The sequence below is a fragment of the Agrobacterium sp. V1 genome, from assembly GCF_030518355.1.
GTDB classification, from domain to species: domain Bacteria; phylum Pseudomonadota; class Alphaproteobacteria; order Rhizobiales; family Rhizobiaceae; genus Agrobacterium; species Agrobacterium cucumeris.
Map to the genome: position 1 here is coordinate 2,065,001 of NZ_JAULSF010000002.1, position 15,611 is coordinate 2,080,611.

13 protein-coding genes (1 of these 13 cut by a window edge) are annotated in these 15,611 nt (G+C 57.6%); 8 read left to right on the forward strand and 5 right to left on the reverse strand.

The genetic code is table 11. The annotated features are described in order from the left end of the window. Positions 1 to 285 carry the 5' portion of a formimidoylglutamate deiminase gene (locus QSV77_RS23230; RefSeq protein WP_302735213.1) on the reverse strand. The gene continues 1,062 nt to the left of window position 1, outside the view, so only the first 285 of its 1,347 coding nucleotides appear in the window; its start codon is at positions 283 to 285; the stop codon falls past the left edge of the window. Between the two features lie 114 nt (positions 286 to 399). On the opposite strand from QSV77_RS23230, the gene hutI reads away from it, so the two are divergent. From hutI to QSV77_RS23255, 5 genes are all read left to right on the forward strand, one after another. Further along, on the forward strand, positions 400 to 1,659 hold the full coding sequence (hutI, locus tag QSV77_RS23235; RefSeq protein WP_302735214.1) for an imidazolonepropionase: 1,260 nt from the start codon (positions 400 to 402) through the stop codon (positions 1,657 to 1,659). Further along, entirely contained in the window at positions 1,656 to 3,200 is a 1,545-nt protein-coding gene (hutH, locus tag QSV77_RS23240; RefSeq protein WP_302735215.1) for a histidine ammonia-lyase, read from the forward strand. Before hutI ends, hutH begins: the two co-directional genes overlap by 4 nt. A 183-nt stretch (positions 3,201 to 3,383) precedes the next feature. Next, positions 3,384 to 4,187, forward strand: coding sequence for an N-formylglutamate deformylase (gene hutG / locus QSV77_RS23245; protein ID WP_302735216.1), 804 nt, complete (start codon positions 3,384 to 3,386; stop codon positions 4,185 to 4,187). Between the two features lie 11 nt (positions 4,188 to 4,198). After that, positions 4,199 to 5,872: a urocanate hydratase gene (gene hutU, locus QSV77_RS23250; protein ID WP_302735217.1), complete on the forward strand. Its 1,674-nt coding sequence runs from the start codon at positions 4,199 to 4,201 to the stop codon at positions 5,870 to 5,872. Between the two features lie 62 nt (positions 5,873 to 5,934). Further along, positions 5,935 to 6,504 (forward strand): HutD family protein, encoded by a 570-nt coding sequence (locus QSV77_RS23255; protein ID WP_302735218.1) that lies wholly within the window; start codon positions 5,935 to 5,937, stop codon positions 6,502 to 6,504. A 44-nt stretch (positions 6,505 to 6,548) separates the two neighbouring features. Here QSV77_RS23255 and QSV77_RS23260 read toward each other — a convergent pair whose 3' ends face one another. The 4 genes from QSV77_RS23260 to QSV77_RS23275 all read right to left on the reverse strand — a co-directional run bounded on the left by QSV77_RS23260 (position 6,549) and on the right by QSV77_RS23275 (position 11,396). Beyond that, the gene (locus QSV77_RS23260; protein WP_302735219.1) at positions 6,549 to 8,027 is read right to left on the reverse strand and encodes a M81 family metallopeptidase; all 1,479 of its coding nucleotides are present in this window, start codon (positions 8,025 to 8,027) and stop codon (positions 6,549 to 6,551) included. Between the two features lie 70 nt (positions 8,028 to 8,097). After that, positions 8,098 to 9,186 carry a D-TA family PLP-dependent enzyme gene (locus QSV77_RS23265; protein WP_302735298.1) on the reverse strand — a complete coding sequence of 363 codons (1,089 nt, stop codon included), beginning with the start codon at positions 9,184 to 9,186 and terminating at the stop codon, positions 8,098 to 8,100. A 32-nt stretch (positions 9,187 to 9,218) separates the two neighbouring features. Further along, positions 9,219 to 9,614: a RidA family protein gene (locus tag QSV77_RS23270; protein ID WP_302735299.1), complete on the reverse strand. Its 396-nt coding sequence runs from the start codon at positions 9,612 to 9,614 to the stop codon at positions 9,219 to 9,221. Positions 9,615 to 10,028: 414 nt separating this feature from the next. Continuing rightward, the gene (locus QSV77_RS23275) at positions 10,029 to 11,396 is read right to left on the reverse strand and encodes an FAD/NAD(P)-binding protein (RefSeq protein ID WP_302735220.1); all 1,368 of its coding nucleotides are present in this window, start codon (positions 11,394 to 11,396) and stop codon (positions 10,029 to 10,031) included. Positions 11,397 to 11,832: 436 nt separating this feature from the next. Between QSV77_RS23275 and repA the strand changes: the two genes are divergently transcribed. From repA to repC, 3 genes are all read left to right on the forward strand, one after another. Beyond that, the gene (gene repA, locus QSV77_RS23280) at positions 11,833 to 13,047 is read left to right on the forward strand and encodes a plasmid partitioning protein RepA (protein ID WP_142841745.1); all 1,215 of its coding nucleotides are present in this window, start codon (positions 11,833 to 11,835) and stop codon (positions 13,045 to 13,047) included. Next, positions 13,044 to 14,057 carry a plasmid partitioning protein RepB gene (gene repB, locus QSV77_RS23285; protein ID WP_302735221.1) on the forward strand — a complete coding sequence of 338 codons (1,014 nt, stop codon included), beginning with the start codon at positions 13,044 to 13,046 and terminating at the stop codon, positions 14,055 to 14,057. The genes repA and repB overlap by 4 nt, the downstream gene beginning before the upstream one ends. Before the next feature lie 185 nt (positions 14,058 to 14,242). Then, on the forward strand, positions 14,243 to 15,520 hold the full coding sequence (gene repC / locus QSV77_RS23290) for a plasmid replication protein RepC (protein ID WP_302735222.1): 1,278 nt from the start codon (positions 14,243 to 14,245) through the stop codon (positions 15,518 to 15,520). Positions 15,521 to 15,611: the final 91 nt, after the last annotated feature.

Sequence of the window (15,611 nt, forward strand, 5' to 3'; positions counted from 1 at the left end):
ATGGTCAGGCGTCATGGAGAGCGCGAATTTATACATGACCGTGCGCCAGCTCCAGAAACTGTCATCGGCCGGCCCGCGAATTTCGGCAAGCCCGGCCATGGCCCGCTGAAAGGCATGGCTGTGGAGATTGGGCATGGCCGGAACGATGACGGCATGGCGTTCATCCTGCGGCTGAGGGGAAACGCCGGTTTCGACCGATGAAACAACGCCACCATCGCAAACAATGCGAACGTCCTGCACCCATCCCCCGGCCATCAGTGCTGTGCCCGCGTGAATTGCCGTCATGCCACCCTCTCCTCTTTTCGTTATGGGCAAGGCCATTTCAGACATGAAATTGCGGCTTGCCAAGCCGATTATTATGTATATACATTTAAGTCATAAAGGAAAGGCGAAAAGCAAATGCCCGGGAACAAATCCGTAAAGGGAACGGCAGCGGCAGACACCACGACCTTGTGGCGCAACGCCCGGCTGGCGACTTTTGATCCAGCCATGCAAGGCATTGGTACGGTCGAAAATGCCGTTATTGCCGTGCGCGGCGGCCGCATCGCCTTTGCCGGCTCGGAAAAAGATCTGCCTGTCGATCTGGCCACAGCCGATGAGATCACCGATTGCAGTGGCCGCTGGGTCACCCCCTCCTTGATCGACTGCCATACTCATCTCGTCTTCGGTGGCAACCGGGCGATGGAATTCGAAATGCGGCTGAATGGCGCGACCTATGAAGAGATCGCCAAGGCGGGCGGCGGCATCGTTTCTTCGGTGCGCGATACGCGCGCCGTTTCGGAAGACGCTCTGGTGGCTCAGGCATTGCCACGTCTCGACACGCTGCTGGCCGAGGGCATCTCCACCATTGAAATCAAATCCGGTTATGGTCTCGATATAGAGACTGAACTGAAAATGCTGCGTGTTGCCCGCAGGCTTGAAACGCTGCGGCCGGTGCGGATCGTCACCAGCTATCTGGCAGCCCATGCGACGCCCGCCGAGTATAAGGGCCGCAACGCCGCTTACGTTACCGATGTCGTTCTGCCGGGGCTGGAAAGAGCCCATGCCGAAGGGCTGGTGGATGCGGTGGACGGCTTTTGCGAAGGTATCGCCTTCTCCGTCGAGGAGATCACCCGCGTCTTCGAAAAAGCCCGGCAGCTTGGTCTTCCCGTCAAATTGCATGCCGAGCAGCTTTCCGATCTTGGCGGGGCAAAGCTTGCCGCCTCCTATGGCGCACTTTCGGCCGATCATCTGGAATATCTGGATGAGACAGGCGCAAAGGCGCTGGCGAAAGCGGGAACCGTGGCCGTGCTTTTGCCCGGCGCCTTTTATGCGCTCCGGGAAAAACAGGCCCCGCCGGTTCAGGCCCTGCGCGATGCGGGCGCGATAATCGCGCTGGCGACGGATTGCAATCCCGGCACTTCACCGCTGACTTCGCTGCTTTTGACCATGAATATGGGTGCCACGCTTTTCCGCATGACCGTGGAAGAGTGCCTTGCGGCGACGACGCGCAATGCCGCCAAGGCGCTTGGCCTGCTTGCGGAAACCGGCACGCTGGAGGCCGGCAAATCCGCCGACTTCACTATCTGGGATATCGAGCGCCCGGCCGAGCTTGTCTACCGCATCGGTTTCAACCCGCTCCATGCCCGCATTTTCAAGGGACAGAAGGTTTCGTCATGACCATGAAGACCATCACGCTTCACCCCGGCAATGTAGCCCTTGCCAACCTCGCCGATATCTACTGGAACAATGGCGCTGCGAAGCTCGACCCCTCATTCGACGCGGGCATAAAAAAGGCGGCGGCGCGCATAGCGGAGATCGCCGCTGGCAACGCGCCTGTCTATGGAATCAATACCGGTTTCGGAAAACTCGCTTCCATCAAGATCGATGCGGCCGATGTGGCGACACTGCAGCGGAACCTTATCCTGTCGCATTGCTGCGGTGTGGGCGCTCCGCTTCCTGAAAATGTCGTGCGGCTGATCATGGCGCTGAAGCTGATTTCACTCGGCCGCGGCGCCTCCGGTGTACGGCTGGAACTGGTGCGGCTGATCGAGGCCATGCTGGAAAAGGGCGTCATCCCGGTCATCCCGGAAAAGGGCTCGGTCGGCGCCTCCGGCGATCTTGCGCCGCTCGCCCATATGGCCGCCGTGATGATGGGCGAAGGCGAGGCTTTTTATCAAAGCACGCTTCTGCCCGCCGGCGAAGCGCTTGCGAAAGCCGGGCTGACACCGGTCGTTCTCGCCGCCAAGGAAGGCCTGGCGCTGATCAATGGCACGCAGACCTCGACGGCGCTGGCGCTGGCCGGTCTTTTCCGTGCCCATCGCGCCGCACAGGCCGCATTGATTACCGGCGCACTTTCTACCGATGCCGCCATGGGTTCGTCGGCTCCTTTCCATCCTGATATTCACACCCTGCGCGGCCACAAGGGCCAGATTGATGCCGGTGCGGCGTTGCGTAATCTGCTGGAAGGTTCGGAAATCCGCGTCAGCCATATCGAGGGTGACGAGCGGGTGCAGGATCCCTATTGCATTCGCTGCCAACCGCAGGTGGATGGCGCCTGCCTTGATCTTCTACGGCAGGTGGCACGCACACTGGAAATCGAAGCCAATGCGGTGACCGACAATCCGCTGGTGCTATCAGACAATTCCGTCGTATCCGGCGGCAATTTCCACGCCGAACCAGTGGCCTTTGCCGCCGACCAGACGGCACTTGCCATCTGCGAAATCGGCGCGATCGCCCAGCGACGCGTGGCACTACTGGTCGATCCGGCCCTTTCCTACGGTCTGCCCGCCTTTCTTTCCAAAAAGCCGGGTCTGAATTCCGGCCTGATGATCGCCGAAGTGACGTCCGCAGCGCTGATGAGCGAGAACAAGCAGATGGCGCATCCGGCCTCGGTGGATTCCACACCGACCTCCGCCAATCAGGAAGACCACGTGTCCATGGCCTGCCATGGTGCTCGTCGCCTGCTGCCAATGACCGAAAATCTCTTCGCCATCCTTGGGATTGAAGCCCTTTCCGCCATCCAGGGCGTGGAGTTGCGTGGACCGCTGAAAACCAGCCCGGAACTGCAAAAGGCGATTGCCGTGCTGCGTGCATCAATCCCCTCGCTGGAAGAGGACCGTTATATGGCGCCGGATCTGAAGGCGGCAGCGGAGCTGATTGCTACCGGCGCTCTGGTCTCCGTAATATCGGATGGCATTCTGCCGAAGCTGGAGGTTTGAGATGACAAGCCAATTGTTTTCCTCCGGTGCGTTGGGGCTAGCCCCCTCTGCCCTGCCGGGCATCTCCCCCTCAAGGGGGGGGATCACATGCCGCGTCCGCTCGTTCCCTAGGCAAGGTGCTATCCGCTTGCCGATCTCCCCCCTTGAGGGGGAGATGCCCGGCAGGGCAGAGGGGGGTAACCAATGAACGCCCCTTTCTCGCTTCACCAAGGCACCTCGCCGATCATTCTCGGGCTGCCTCACACCGGTACGGATGTGCCGGCTGCGATTTGGGATCGCCTCAACGATAACGGCAGGATTCTCGCCGATACCGACTGGCATATCCATGAACTCTATGAAGGGCTTCTCGATAACGCGACAACCGTAAGGGCGACCTTCCACCGCTACGTCATCGATGCCAACCGCGACCCGGCCGGAGTGAGCCTTTATCCGGGCCAGAACACGACGGGACTGGTTCCGGAAACCGATTTCGACGGCAAGCCCATCTGGAACGAGGGGCAGCAACCGGATGACGCTGATATCGCCTATCGGCTGGAAAACTTCCACGCGCCCTATCATGCAGCCCTAGCCGCGGAAATCGAGCGGGTGAAGGCCATTCACGGCATCGCCATTCTCTATGATTGCCATTCGATCCGCTCGCATATCCCCTTTCTGTTCGAGGGTAAGCTGCCGGATTTCAACATCGGCACGGATATGGGCAAGACCTGCGACCCGGCCATCGAACAGATTGCCGTGGAAGTGACCGCAGCCGCAGAGGGTTACGACAGCATTCTGAACGGCCGCTTCAAGGGCGGCTGGACGACCCGGCATTATGGAAAACCGGAAGCCAGCGTGCACGCTATCCAGATGGAGTTGGCGCAATCCACCCATCTCGCAAGTGAGGTACCGCCTTTCGCCTATGACGCGCAAAAGGCGGAACGCCTGCGCAACCATCTCAAAACCATTCTCACGCGTATGGAAAATTTCGCGCTCGAGACGCAACGATAAGGGGAAATCACATGGATAATCCGCGCCACAATATTCGCGAAGTCCGCGCGCCGCAGGGCAATGAGCTGAACGCCAAAAGCTGGATGACGGAAGCGCCGCTGCGCATGCTGATGAACAATCTCGACCCTGATGTCGCCGAGCGGCCGCATGAACTGGTGGTTTATGGCGGCATCGGCCGCGCCGCCCGCACCTGGGAAGATTTCGACCGCATCGTCGCGACGCTGAAGGATCTGACCGAGGACGAAACCCTCATCGTGCAGTCTGGCAAACCGGTTGGCGTATTTCGCACCCACAAGGATGCGCCGCGGGTTTTGATCGCCAATTCCAATCTCGTGCCGCATTGGGCCAACTGGGACCATTTCAACGAGCTGGATAAGAAGGGGCTCGCCATGTACGGCCAGATGACGGCCGGTTCGTGGATTTACATCGGCACGCAGGGCATCGTGCAGGGTACTTATGAGACCTTCGTCGAGGCCGGCCGCCAGCACTATGGCGGCAACCTCAAGGGCAAATGGATCCTCACCGGCGGTCTTGGCGGCATGGGCGGCGCACAGCCGCTGGCCGCCGTCATGGCAGGCGCCTGCTGCCTAGCCGTCGAATGCGATGAAACCCGCGTCGATTTCCGTCTGCGCACCCGTTATGTCGATGCAAAGGCACACACACTGGATGAGGCGCTGGCACTCATCGACCAATGGACCAAGGCAGGCGAAGCAAAATCCGTCGGCCTGATCGGCAATGCGGCAGAAATCTTCCCTGAACTGTTTCGCCGTGGCATTCGCCCCGACATGGTCACCGACCAGACCTCGGCGCATGATCCGATCCACGGTTATCTGCCGGCCGGCTGGACAGTTGCCGAATGGCGCGCCAAGCAGGAAAGCGACCCGAAGGCCGTTTCCGCTGCCGCCCGCGCCTCGATGAAGGTGCATGTGCAGGCAATGGTCGATTTCTGGAACGCCGGTGTTCCGACCCTCGATTACGGCAATAATATCCGCCAGGTCGCCAAGGATGAGGGTCTTGAAGACGCCTTCGCCTTCCCCGGTTTCGTTCCGGCCTATATCCGTCCGCTGTTTTGCCGCGGTATCGGCCCGTTCCGTTGGGCGGCACTTTCGGGCGATCCGGAAGACATCTACAAGACCGACGCCAAGGTGAAGGAACTGCTGCCTGACAACAAGCACCTGCATAACTGGCTGGATATGGCACGCGAGCGCATCGCGTTTCAGGGCCTGCCGGCGCGCATCTGCTGGGTCGGGCTTGGTGATCGCCATCGTCTTGGCCTTGCCTTCAACGAAATGGTGAAGAACGGCGAGCTGAAGGCGCCTGTTGTCATAGGCCGCGACCATCTCGACAGCGGTTCCGTCGCCTCGCCCAACCGCGAAACCGAAGCCATGAAGGATGGTTCGGATGCGGTATCCGACTGGCCGCTGCTCAACGCGTTGCTCAACACCGCTTCCGGCGCGACCTGGGTTTCGCTGCACCATGGCGGCGGTGTCGGCATGGGCTTTTCCCAGCATTCCGGCATGGTCATCTGCGCCGATGGCACCGACGATGCCGCTCGCCGGCTTGAGCGTGTGCTCTGGAACGACCCGGCAACCGGTGTCATGCGCCATGCCGATGCCGGTTATGAGATCGCCGTGGATTGCGCCAAGGAGCAGGGCTTGCGCCTGCCTGGCATTCTCGGCAATTGATTCGTGTTTGGCCGGAAATGCGGAAGGCGTTTCCGGCCAGCACCGTGCGGAGTTGGAAAATCATGACCCTGTTGCGCGCAAGCGATTACAAACGCATGCCCTGGAAAAATGGCGGTGGCGAAACCGTAGAAATCGCCATCTTCCCGCCAGCCGCCTCCGTGAATGATTTCGATTGGCGAATCAGCATGGCGACGGTTGCAAGCGACGGACCATTTTCGATTTTTCCCGGCATCGACCGCACCCTGTCCATTCTTCAGGGCAATGGCATGGCGCTTGCGATCGCAGCCAACGAGCCACTGCTGCTGACGATGGAGAGTGCTCCCCTGCCCTTTTCGGCGGATGTTCCTGTCAATGCGACATTGCCCGGCGGCCCGATCGTCGATCTGAACGTCATGACCCGCCGCTCGGCTTTCCGCCATGCCGTGCAAAAGCGCTCCGGCACATTTTCCGCGACAGCAGAGGGTGTCACGACACTCGTCCTCGCGCTCGATGCGCTTGTGGTCTCCAGCGGCGATGAAAAAGCCAATCTCGATCGGCTGGACAGCCTGTTGATCGAAAACAGTCGGCCTTTCACTGTCGAGCCCGATCAAAATACGGGCGCGTTTTTCCTCATCACACTTCAGCCCCTCTGAAGCGACCGTACGCCTGGGGCAATTCCGCTTTTACTGGAAAAGTCCTAGTCCAGACCCAGCGGATCGGCCACACGTGGCCAGAGCTTGAGGCTCGCTTTGCGATAAGCGGTTTTAGCCGGATCGGTCGGATAAGAGGTCGGTGCCGCGATATAGACGATCTCCGAGGCGACCGGCGCAAAACCCGCATGGAAGTGATTGGTTGACTTGACCAACAGGACGTCTTTTTTAGCGAAATCGATCCCGAGATTGGAAAAGATATCCGGCTCATAAGTTTGGGTGCGACTGGTGATGAGGATGATATCGATCTCTGTGCCAACCGGCCGGACAACCGCAGCGCGGCCAAGCGTGACGCGGCTGTTGCGGAAACTTTGCCAGCCGGCCTCAACGGTGCGCATCACTTTTATGCGGAAGTCGAGCGGCTCACCGCCCTCGGGGCTGGATTTGCCGCCGATGCGCAGATCGATCTCTGCCCCCTCGCCCGCGGCGTGACAGAAAGAGACCGCAATGGGATCCCAGATCGTCGCGACGCCGATATTATCCATGCCGCGCTCCACCATACGCCGCAGGATATAGGTGGCATCACCCGCAACGCCACCTCCCGGATTGTCCCAAATATCCGACACCACCACCGGCTTGTCCGGATTGCTGCTGCGAATGGCAAGTGCCTTGTCGAGGCCTGACTCCGTATCCAGCATGGGCATGGCGGTTACTTTGCGCATGGCATAAAGTTCATGGCCGAGCTTTTCGGCCAGCGCATCGCCCTTCTCCCGGTCTCCATCTGTAACGACGACAATCCGCGTGCCCATATCCGGCACATCGCCCGCCATGAAACCGTGGATGACCGAAATCGACAGGATGCCGTCCTTGCCTTCCATCGCCTTCAAACGGTCCACATAAGACCGCATCGGCTCGCGGCTGGTCGGATAAATGGTGATCATGCGGCAATCGAACGTGGAAATGACCGGCTCGATCTCACCACGCAGGGTACGCAGCGCCAGTTCAACGACATGCTCGCCGCGTTCTTCGAAATCGGTGTGGGGAAACTCCAGGAACGTCGCCATGAGGTCGAGATTTTTAACTCGCAGCGCCGTCAGATGGCTGTGTGGGTCAAATTCCGCCGCGATCAACACGTCGGGCCCGACCATTGCGCGCACGCGCGACAGAAAATCACCTTCCGGATCATCATAACCCTGCGCCACCATTGCGCCGTGAAGACCAAGAACGACCGCATCAACCGGCAGTGCTTCCCGGAGCTCCGCAAGGATAGTATCGCGCAGCGTTTCATAAGTCTGGCGCTGGATGAGACCTGCAGGCTCCGCCCAGCAGGACGTGCCCTCAATCACCGTGAACCCTTCCGCCTTGCCGCGACGCCGCAGGATTGGCACCGGCGAAGAGCAGAGCGTCGGCGTTTCCGGATGTTCGCCCGGCCCGGCATAAAAAGCCGCGCGAAAAGCATCCATATCCGTCGGGACGGGCGAAAACGTATTGGTTTCGGTGGCGAGCGACGCCGTGAATATACGCATTTTTGTATTTCTCGTTACCGGGACTGCTTTAGGCAGTTTTCTGTCTCTTAATGTGATTAGCCGGGTAATCTTACCAGACGGTACCACGTGCGGCCACGTCTTCAACCCGGGTCACAAGGCCGTTTCGATGAAACACCATCCTGTCAAAAAGGTTGCTGACGACGCAGGTATGGTTCGGCACGACCTTGACCACATCACCGATTTCCGGCCTGCCGGACGTGCACCCGGATAGATCGACAACTGCATGTTCTTCCGAAAGCGAGATGATTTTTGCGCCCTCATAACCTTCGATCAGCCCGTAATCGCTGAAACCAAGAAGATCGGAGGTCAAAGCCTTGGAACCGCAATCGAGCACGGCCCGATCGGGTGTGGGCCGCGACACAACAGTGGCAAGAACATGCATTGCCAGATCACCAGCCGCACAATGACCGGCGCGCAGCATGGCACGGTCATTATAGACATAGGTGCCCGCCCGGTGTTCGGTTGCCGAAGGCACGAGGTGTGCGGCGTAAAAATCCGGTGAACCGCCGCTGGAGCGCACAGGGCATTCGATGCTTTTCGCCGCCAGCAGCGCCATTGTCTCGCGAATGAAACTCTCGACCTTTTCAGCGCCGCCCGGTGCCGGATAGGTCAAAATGCCTTTGAAAACGAGACCCGGAGCCGTATCGATCTTTTCTGCAAGCACCAGGGCGGCTTCCGGCGTCTGCACGCCACAGCGCTTTCCGCCGGTATCGCATTCGACAAGCACGGCGAGCGGCTTTTCCGCATCAAATGTGCCAGCAAGGCCAGCAATCGTCGCGGCGCTGTCGGCAACGACACTCAACCGGCCAATACGCGCATTCAGCGCCTTTAGTCGCGACAATTTCGCTGCGCCAAGAATATTAAAGGTAATCAGGATGTCGTCGAAGCCGGCATCCGCGAAAATTTCCGCTTCGCTGACCTTCTGGCAATTGATGCCGATCGCGCCGGCCTGAAGCTGTTGCCTGGCGATAGCCGGTATCTTGTGCGTCTTGATGTGCGGCCGGAAGGCCTTGCCATGCCCATCGAGATAGGATTGCGCCTTGAGAATATTGGCCGCAAGCCGATCTTCATCGATCACCGGCATCGGCGTTGAAATCGCATCGAGTGGTGTGCCCTCTTCAGGCCAGGGATAGGTCATCATATGCTCTCAAAGCCATAAAAATCAGATAGTTAAGCCAAAGGCTTATAAGCGATAACGTCCATTTCCACCTTTGCATCGATCATCAGCGGCGACTGCACGGTGGAGCGGGCCGGCGGATGATCAATGAAATATTTCTGGAAAACAGCATTGAAGCTCGAAAAGTCGCGGGCATCGTCCAGCCAGACATTAACCTTCACCACATCGGCAAGCGTGCAATCGGCAAGCGCCAGAACATCCTTGATATTGGCCACAACCTGCTCGGTCTGGGCCACGATGCCGCCGGTCACCACTTCCCCGTCAATAGTCGGCACCTGCCCGGAAACATAGACAAAATCGCCGGCCCGAACGGCCTTGGCAAATGGTCGACGTTGGCCGCCAGCCTGATTATCAGCCGTTGCGAACCTCACCAGCTTCTGCTTTTCCATCAAAACCTCGCAAATAATTTTCATCATTATAGCATTTTCCGGAATTTATAGCCGGTTTCATTGCAACATTCCATAAGTGATGTAAATTATTTAGCAAACTGGAGGAAACGCGCCTGTCGCGACATTATCGGCAGGAAATCGCTAATCCGGCCTTACATCAGGAATTAGCATTATTCTCGAGAAATCAACTCTTGCTGCAAGAACATTCGATAGGTTCCCATCCACCACTTCCAGGCAAGTGGTTCCGACCCGTGCCTTCAGGTTTGGAAATCAACAACTGTTCGTTCGTTAGCTATTCGCGAACTGGGAAAGTTTGCCGCGGCTAACACCAGGGATGGTCAATCCGGAGATGACCAGCGGCGAACAAATATGCCTCGAGCACAGTTCATGTTTCCGATATTGCATATCAGCAATTTACCCCTGCGCTGACACCCTGCCTGTAACGTGTTGCGCAATTTTTTGCGCCTGTACGCGAATATCCGGCACAGCGGTTATTTCCCACAAGCGGCCCGCCGTCAGCGCGCCAGCGGCAAAGAGGCCGAGCCAGCTTTGTCCATCCGCTCGCAACAGCCGAGACTCGTCGTCCACCTCAACGCCGAGACCCAGAGGATCCAGTAAAAGCACACCGTCATTTCTCATGTTTTCCAAAAGGCGCGAATGCCCAATGCCCGCTCGCTCCATACCGGTGCAATTGACAACCCAGTCCACCTGCAGCTTTTTCGATATCTGCGTATGCCGGCGGCGGTAGCGCAGGCTAATACCTTCATCCTGCTCTTCAACGGAGTTCAGATAACCCGCGTGGACTTCCAGAACATCATCCGCAAGCAGTTTCTCAAAAGCCGTATGAACCTCCGGCGCGATGCGGTGCCGGTGAATATTCCACCATGGCAGGGCATGCCGAAGAAACCTGCTTCTTTGAGCAACCGTGAGAACTTGCCAAAGCGACTGCGTTCTCGGCCGCAATCCATCCATCACCGTCCGCCATGGCGCGCCGTCCCTCACCTGTTTGCGCAAAGACTGTAACAGGCGGCTAATCTCAGTGGTTTCCTCTGGTAATATCGGATCGACGGGAGGCAAAGGGGGGCTGATATGCGGATGCGGCACAAGCCCGCGACGAGACAGAACATGGATTGGCCCCGTGTGCCCTTTTCCCCGCAGGGTCAGCACCTGATCAATCATCGTCAACCCGGAACCGAGAATACAGATGCGATCGCCCGTCTTAACCTTCGACAACCATCCCGGCTGCCAGCAGTGACCGATGATCCGCTGCGCCCTGCCCTCGTCATTCGCGACAGTTTGCACCGGCAAACTGGCCGCCCCGACACCCACACACAGAACAACGTTTTGCGCCCGCATGGTCTCGCCGTTTTCGAGCACGAAGGTGAATCCGCCCGCATCGGCCGGGCGACAGGTGGAGGCCTTGGCCCGAATGAAATCTACCCTCGCCCTCTGTTCCCGACTTCTCAACAGGGTGGCCAATCTGTCTCTCAGATAGAGACCATAGTCTCCGCGCGATGCAAACAGTAGCGGATCGTCCCCTATCCCGCTTTCCCTCAGCCAGTCGATGAAATCATTCGGGCGGTCAGGAAAAACACTCATGCGTCCAGCCGGTACATTCAGCCGGTGATAGGGTAGTTCGGTACGATAGGCCGTTCCACGCCCAAAGTCAGACTCATCTCCAACAATAACGATCGAGGCCTTCGCTGGCAGAGAAGAGAGAAGATGGGCGGCAGTACAGATGGCAGCGAAGCCGGACCCGACGAGAGCAACATCATAGGACATTCATTCCTCCAATCTGCGACGTATGAATAGCCACCCGGGAGCGCGCGGCCCAACGATACTCTAGTCAATAAGTAGAGATTAAACGCCTGCGAATGTCCACCCTTCACTTTTCCTCACCGCGTCTGGCCGAAAGTCGAACATTTCTATATCCGCTGCAGAAAGTTTGCCGCGGCTAACTCCAAAGGGTCTGAATCGCCGACGGTCGGATAGTCGGCAATCGCTCCCGCCGACCAATATTAAAGAAGTTAGCCGCGGCTAACCGTCAAACCGTCACAAAAACCAAATGTGATTCTTCCACAATGCTTTAGCGGCACTTTCGCAACCGGGAAAAAAGCCTATTGCGCCGAAAAGAGAATCGGCGCTTATATCTCAGTTGCGGAAAAAACCGCCTTTTTCGAAAAAAACCGCCACTGCGATATCGAGCGAAAGAAGACAAATGACACAGAGTGCCGACTCAAGACGTGCTGCAGGGGCCCCCGACCTGACGGGCCTTATACAACAGCATTCGGCTGCACTGTCAGCCCAATTGCAGGCGCATAATGCAAATACATTTTCACCCCACACCGAAAAGAGCATGCGACATTTCTCGCCTGCCGAAACCGCGCGGCTGATTGGAATTGGCGAGGCTTATCTTCGCCAGATCGCAGCTGAGCGTCCGGAACTTGACGCAGCACAGGCCTCAGGCCGCCGCTCCTATTCCGTTGAAGACATGCATGAGATCAGAAAGCTTCTCGATCAGGGCGCACGTGGCACACGGCGCTACCTGCCTCACCGTCGTGACGGCGAAGAACTCCAGGTTATCGCCGTCATGAATTTCAAGGGCGGCTCCGGAAAGACCACAACATCAGCGCATCTGGCGCAATATCTGGCGCTGCGCGGTTATCGGGTTCTCGCAATCGATCTTGATCCGCAGGCCAGTTTATCCGCTCTCTTCGGTCATCAGCCGGAGATCGATGTCGGCCCGAATGAAACACTCTATGGCGCGATCCGCTATGACGAGGAACGTCGTCCGATCGCCGAGATCGTTCGCGGCACCTATATTCCCGGCCTTCACATCGTTCCGGGCAATCTGGAGCTCATGGAGTTTGAACACGACACGCCTCGCGCACTGATGCGTCGCGCTCCGGGTGACACGTTGTTTTTTGCCCGCATCGGTCAGGCAATCGCCCAGGCCCAGAATTTCTATGACGTCGTCGTGATCGATTGCCCACCGCAACTCGGTTACCTGACACTTTCGGCATTGACGGCAGCTACCTCGGTTCTCGTCACCGTTCATCCGCAGATGCTGGACGTCATGTCCATGAACCAGTTTCTCGCCATGACCGGCGATCTTCTCGCCGAAATCGGCCGGGCAGGTGCGCGATCGGACTATAACTGGATGCGTTATCTCATCACCCGGTTTGAACCCAGTGACGGCCCGCAAAACCAGATGGTTGCTTTCCTGCGTTCGATCTTCGGTGAAAACGTCCTCAATCATCCGATGCTGAAGAGCACGGCTGTCTCCGATGCTGGATTGACCAACCAGACGCTTTTCGAGGTCGAGAGAACCCAGTTCACCCGCTCGACCTATGATCGCGCGCTGGAAGCCATGAACAATGTAAACGCTGAAGTCGAAGGACTGATCAAAAAAGCGTGGGGTAGGGCGGCATGAGCAGAAAGCAGATTTTCGCAAATCTCGGTACACCATCTACCGACAACAACGACGTAGCTACTGAGCGGGCGCGGCCACGCATCAGGCCCATCCTTGGTTCTCCCGATCTGGTGACTGATGTTGCCAACTCACCGGTTGGTATGATCGGCCAGTCCCTGAACGAAGTTTCTGAACGTGCAAAGCGTGCTGAAGAGATCGAAAAGCGGCTAGCCGAGGGTCTGACGATCGTTTCACTCAATCCTGCCGATATTGATCCTTCGTTCATACCGGATCGGATGCCGGCTTCCGAAGAAGCGGATGCAGGTCTGGTGGAAGCCATTCGCGAGCAGGGACAGCAGGTTCCCATTCTGGTGCGCCCGCATCCCGAGTTTCCGGGCCGCTATCAGGTTGCCTTCGGTCATCGCCGTCTGCGTGCCGTCTCGAGCCTTGGTATTCCGGTCAAGGCCGTCGTTCGCGATCTTAGTGATGAACAGCTGGTCGTAGCGCAGGGACAGGAAAACAACGAGCGTCGCGATCTCACCTATATCGAAAAGGCGCGCTTTGCCCAGAAACTGCAGATGCGGTTTCCACGTGATACGATCATGGCGGCAATGTCGCTGCATAAAGGCGATCTTTCCAACATGCTGTCAGTCGTCGGCCGCATTCCGGAGGACCTGGTCGATCTTATCGGTCCCGCGCCCAGCGTCGGTCGCCGTAACTGGATGGATCTTGCCGATCAGCTTTCCTCGTCGCAGGTCAAGGAAGCTGCCCGCGCCTATGTCAGGGAGCCTTCCGTTGCTGCGCTTGTCTCCGAAGACAGATTCAAATCACTTCTGGATTTCCTGAAGCCCAAGGCCCAGGCAAAAAAAGCCGGTGTCTGGTCGTCGGAAACCGGTGGTCGATTGGCAAAGGTGGTTGAGAGCGACCGCAAGCTGGACATCTCAATCGACAAGAACGAAGCCCCGGAATTTGCCGAATTCGTTCTGGAACATCTGCAGGCGCTGTTTGCCGAATACCGATCCAAGCAGTGATTTTTAACTCGAACGACTAACAGGAGACGCATTACAAAAGAAAAAAGCCCCCGAACGTTGCCGCACGGAAGCCTTTCTTTGATCTAAGCAACCAAAGAATCTCATTTCCGCGAATCATAGTCAAGAGTCTTGGCATCGAATTTTTCGGTGAGCGATTTTCTTTTGCCTTGTGAAAGGTGAAAGACATGGACAGCACACATGTAACGACGCCCTTTGGGCGGCGAGCGATGTCGTTTGGCGTTCTCGCAACTCAGTTTGCCGCACAGAAAAACAGGAAAACCGAAGCGGTCGATAAATGGAAACTCTATCGTTCGGTCTGTGAAGCAAGACCATTGCTTGGCGTGACCGATCGATCGCTTGCGGTTTTGAACGCGCTTTTGAGTTTCTATCCAAAGAACGAGCTCTCCAGCGAAGCCGGTCTGGTCGTCTTCCCGTCCAATACGCAATTGTCGCTGAGAGCCCATGGTATGGCCGAACAGACGTTGCGCCGGCATCTCTCGGCTCTCGTCGAAGCCGGTCTCATTATCCGTAAAGATAGTCCAAACGGAAAACGCTACGCCCGCAAGCACAGGGGAGGGGAGATCAGCGAAGCCTATGGTTTCTCGCTGGCGCCGCTTCTTGCCCGTAAGGCAGAAATTGAAGACTTGGCTGAACGCATCATTCGCGAGCGGCTCGATCTTCAACGGCTTCGCGAAAGCATCAGCCTTTGCCGCCGTGATATTCAGAAACTCTGCGAAATGATTGCGGCCAGCGGCCAGACTGAAACAGTCGAAGGGTTTCAGACCCGCTACAATGCCGTTGCCCGCTCGCTTGGCCGCAATTCAAAACCCGCTGAGCTCAAGGAAATCGCCGGTTTTCTGGCCTCGCTACGCGCAGAAGTGACCAACTATCTGGAAAATATTGAAAAATCCGAAGATTTGAGCGGCAATGACTGCCAAAATGAGCGCCTCATAAAGAATTCAGAATCCGAATCCATATCTAAACCGCAAGATTTGCGTGAACCGGCAACCGTTCCACCGGTCGCAAACACCGCAGCTCAGCCAGCATATGCGGCACCTGCCAGTGCAAACACTTCGCCACCACCGCTCAAGCCTGTTGTTCATAAGCAATTTTTTGTTCCTGATATTGTTTTGGTTTTGAAGGCTTGCCCTGATATCTCGCTCTATGCCCCAGGCGGAGCGATGACGGGCTGGCGTGACCTGGAGGTGGCAACCTCCGTCATCAGAACCATGTTCAACATCAGCCAGTCGGCTTATCAGGAGGCGCTTACCGCCTTCGGTCGACAGGGAACGGCGGCTATCCTTGCCTGCCTGCTGCAGAAGGCGGAGCAGATCAGTTCGCTGGGTGGATATCTCCGCAATCTGACCCGGAAGGCACAGGAGGGTGGTTTTGATCTTCAAGCCATGCTGCTGGCGCAGCTGCGCGGTCGCACGGACAAGCTGGAGGCGACCATGCGAGTGTAAAACCTGAACCGCTGGAGAAATGGCGATAGCTTGCGAAAAAGCCTGTCCGCAGGTAGATTTGCACTGTTTTCAGAACCCCAGAGAGATTCGC